General features: G+C 58.0%; 5 protein-coding genes. 3 read left to right on the top strand and 2 right to left on the bottom strand.

Annotated features, from left to right (window positions below):
• Positions 1–654: HAD family hydrolase (locus K8V32_RS05250; protein WP_303903962.1), on the top strand; the 654-nt coding region annotated here is incomplete at its 5' end.
• On the opposite strand, the gene K8V32_RS05245 is transcribed toward K8V32_RS05250, so the two are convergent.
• Together K8V32_RS05245 and K8V32_RS05240 are read right to left on the bottom strand one after the other, a co-directional pair.
• The gene (locus K8V32_RS05245; RefSeq protein ID WP_303903959.1) at positions 651–1,157 is read right to left on the bottom strand and encodes a nucleoside deaminase; all 507 of its coding nucleotides are present in this window, start codon (positions 1,155–1,157) and stop codon (positions 651–653) included. The genes K8V32_RS05250 and K8V32_RS05245 overlap by 4 nt on opposite strands.
• Positions 1,158–1,270: 113 nt before the next feature.
• Positions 1,271–1,441, bottom strand: a complete 171-nt coding sequence (locus K8V32_RS05240) for a hypothetical protein (RefSeq protein ID WP_303903956.1) — start codon at positions 1,439–1,441, stop codon at positions 1,271–1,273.
• Between the two features lie 146 nt (positions 1,442–1,587).
• Between K8V32_RS05240 and K8V32_RS05235 the strand changes: the two genes are divergently transcribed.
• Both K8V32_RS05235 and K8V32_RS05230 read left to right on the top strand, forming a co-directional pair.
• A complete protein-coding gene (locus K8V32_RS05235) occupies positions 1,588–3,003 on the top strand; it encodes a dihydrolipoyl dehydrogenase family protein (protein ID WP_303903953.1) in 1,416 nt (471 codons plus the stop codon).
• A gap of 202 nt (positions 3,004–3,205) precedes the next feature.
• Positions 3,206–3,864 (top strand): hypothetical protein (locus K8V32_RS05230; protein ID WP_303903950.1); only part of this gene is annotated, 659 nt, incomplete at its 3' end.

Raw genomic sequence — 3,864 nt, 5'->3', positions numbered from 1 at the left:
GGCACCCTGGTGGATACCGAACCGTATTGGTTTCGGGCCGAGGCCGAATTGATGACGGCATGGGGTGTGCCCTGGGGCGAGGAGGATTCTCTCCGATTAGTCGGCAGCGCACTACCGGTCTATGCAAAAATCGCTCAGGAATCCGGCGTCATGCTGACCTCACGCGAAATTATCGACCAGCTGATTGGTTCGGTGATCCGCCAAACCCGCCAGGCCATTCCGTGGCGCCCCGGCGCTCGCGAGCTCTTAGACCAGTTGCGCCAGGCTGGGATCCCGACGGGACTGGTGACCATGAGCGAAGCGGCCCTGGCTAATGAAATTGTGGCCAACCTTGCCGACAACACGTTCAGCGTGCAAGTCACCGGCGAGATGGTTGCACATGGCAAACCGGCACCAGATCCGTATCTGCTGGGTGCTCGTCTGCTCATGGAACACCATTATGCCGACGAAGAGTTCAGCTTGGATCGACTGGTCGCCATTGAGGACTCTGAACCCGGTCTGACTTCGGCGATGGCCGCGGGCATCACCACCATTGCAGTGCCCAATATTATCGCGCTGCCACCGCGTCCAGGGCTGACCCTGTGGAGCACCCTGGCCGATAAGACCATTGCGGATCTGGCGGCACTCCTGACGGTTGAACCGGTTGGTTCCTAAGACGCATCAATACCCGTAACGCCATAAAACCGGGCCTGCAGGGTACGAATCCTCGCGCTGTATTCCGCAAACGGTCCCCGCACGGCAATATTTGGTGCCACGGTGGTGATCGGTAGGGGAGCCACCGGGCCGGGCGGGATATCCCATTCCTGTAACCAACGCGTTAGATCTGCGGCGCTGCTGGCATACACGATGGGTCCGAGCCCCACCCAGGCATGGGCTGCAGCGCACATTGGGCAGTGTTCACCCGAAGTGTAGACGGTTGCCGTCATGCGTTGTTCGACGGTGAGATGATTGGCCGCCCACCGAGCGATCTCAAACTCCGGGTGGCGGGTATGGTCCCCGCTAGAGACCCGGTTGCGATCCGCAAACAGTTCCACCCCGTCGGAGCCCACGAGCACCGAACCGAACGGCTCATCACCGTTATCCAGGGCCTCTTCGGCCAGCTCCACGCACTGTTGTAAAAATTGTTGGTCCTGGGCGCTGAATTCGAAACCAGTCATAGTTCCACTCAATCACGAATCAGCGCGCCAGCATAGGCATTGCCGGGTGCTGACACGTTCGTGCCCGGCCACAATGTTGTGACCGGGCACGAAAATCTTTTTGGTAAAAAAATTTAGTAGTTGGCGGGTGGATCGGAGGCTGGGAAAGATTCTTCGCCTTGTTCATCAACGACGGCGTCCTCACGGTCTTCACCCGGGTGGGCGTCGTTGATGTAGTCCGGTTTTGTGGACGTTTCCTCAGGATCTTCTTCGTCGTCGCGAGGGCGCTTGGGATTGTCGGTCACGGCGATCAACTCCTCTCTGTGCCTATTGTGCACCCCGTAACGGCCGGTGGCTAGGGGGTCTGGACGAAAGCCAACGGATATGCGCACCATGGAGGGCAGAACTGTGCGGCTTGTGGACCCAATTCGTTATCGACAAGGAGCATCACATGTCAACGACTTCGCCAATTAGCACGGAAAACCGTTACGACGTCATTGTGATCGGAGCCGGCCCCGTGGGAGAAACCCTAGCTGAGAAGGTGGTGGCCAATGGACTCAGCGTAGCCCTTGTTGAACATGATCTGGTGGGTGGCGACTGCGCGTATTTTGCCTGTAAGCCCTCAAAAACTTTGCTGCGGCCCATTCAAATAGCCAACGCCAGCCACCATTTGACCGGGGTACGCCCGACGACGATCGTTGCCGATGACCTCTTGGCACGGCGCAATGAGAAGGTCTCGCATTATCACGATGCTGAACAGAAATGGGCGCTGGAAGACCTCGGTATTACCGTGGTGCGCGGTCACGGGCGGCTCAATGGTGAACGTAGCGTGGAAGTGCACGGTTCCGATGGTGCCACCCACACGCTGCACGCCAACCGGGTGGTTGCTCTGACAACCGGCACGGTGGCCAATATTCCGCCGGTATTTGAGGGCGTTCCCGTGTGGGATTCCAAGGATGCAACAGCGGTACGAGACGTGCCAGCCAGACTGGTCATTATTGGTGGGGGACCGGTGGCGTGTGAAGCCGCCAGCTGGATGAATGCCCTGGGCTCGAAGGTGACCATGCTGGTTCGTGAGGGTCTGCTACTGGGAAAATTCGAGCCATTTGTCTCTGACATGATCACCGATCAACTGACCGAAGTCGGCATTGACATTCAATTTTTTACCGAGGTCGCACAAGCACGTCGTCCTGATGGCATGGATCATGGTGTCGGCCAGATCAAAGGTGGTCCGATCGCGCTGCGTACCAAGACCGGAGACACCATTGAGGCAGATGAGGTGCTATTGGCTACCGGACGCCGTCCAGATGTGGGCGCCGTCGATTTGGGGTCGGTGGGATTGAGTGCTGATGATGTGCTTGCGGGCAATTTGCCCGAGTGGTTATACGCAATCGGTGACGCCGGTGGGAAATATCAGCTGACTCACATGGGTAAATACCAGGCTCGGATGCTGGCCAGGCAGCTGACCAGTGTGGCTAAGCAGCCGGAAAACGATGCGCTGGACGCTGAACCACCGATCACACAAGTGGTGTTTACTGATCCGCAGGTTGCTTCCGTTGGGCTGACCGAGGAGGCATCGCGTGCATCAGGCTATGACGTTGTTACTGCCGAAGTGGATTTTGCTGATGTTAAAGGGGCCGCGTTGCAGCGTGACAACGTGGTTGGGCGGGCGAAAATTGTGGTGGATAAGGCCACCAATAGTCTGATCGGTGCCACACTGGCCGGCCCGGAGGCAGGGGAGATGCTGCACGCGGCGTCGATTGCGGTGGCAGCACAAGTACCGGTGCCAATGCTGCACAAAGCGGTGCCGGTTTTCCCAACAGCCTCGGAGGTCTGGGTGTCGCTACTGGAACAGATCGGACTCTAGCCCAGGGGCGTTGTCAGGCTCGAAGTACCACGTGGCAGCCAACTTTCGGGCCGAATAATGGGACGATCAAAGGGGCATAATGTCGAATATCTCACAGCGGTTCGGGCTATTTACCGCAAATTTGCCGGTAATTTTTGGTAGCGTCACTTTGTGACGAATACCGTTTTGCGGTTGAAAGACCCTAGTTGGAGATGATAGCCCCGTGAGTGAAGAACGTGCGCGAGCGATTAATACATTGCGTGAGATTGCCCAGGCGCTAGAAAGCGACCAGTCGACCCAGGCCGTAGAGATCTTAGGTGCGGTTGGCCCGGAGCCCGAAAACGGTCGCCCAAGTGCGGCCCAGTTGAGCTATGTGGCACTGCAGTCGCTGGATGACTGGTACGCCAAACATGGTCTGAACGGTCGCGTGCGTGTGGTGCAACGTGATGTGCCTCGGACGATTCGGAACATCACTCCGGCCATCGAAGCGCTCGCCGCCAAAGGTCGCGCCCTGCGTTCGGCCCCGAGTCTGCTGCAACGCAACCCAGAACAGGCCGTTGCCGGTGCCAGCGCATTTGTGGTGACCGCCGCCCTGCGCGCGCTATCCAAACAACACGACACCGACTTCGAAGCACAACTGAACCAACTGTTACCCGAACAAGAAGTCAGCGAACCACCGGCGCCAATTGCTCCTGCGGTGACTGAGACCGAGCAAGCTGCACCTGCAGCAGAAATCGTAGAAGACGTATCAGCAACGGTTGTTGATGACGTCGTTGAAGTCATTGACGAAACTGCTCAACCATCACCAGCCAACACTGATGACCCGGCCGCCCGCTACACCGCGATTGTGGAAACTCGTTTCATGGCCGGCGTCAAAGAATT

The sequence above is a fragment of the Enteractinococcus helveticum genome, assembly GCF_020742345.1.
GTDB lineage: Bacteria > Actinomycetota > Actinomycetes > Actinomycetales > Micrococcaceae > Yaniella > Yaniella helvetica_A.
Note: the sequence above shows the minus strand (reverse complement) of the source record. Positions and strands in the feature narration are given on the sequence as shown.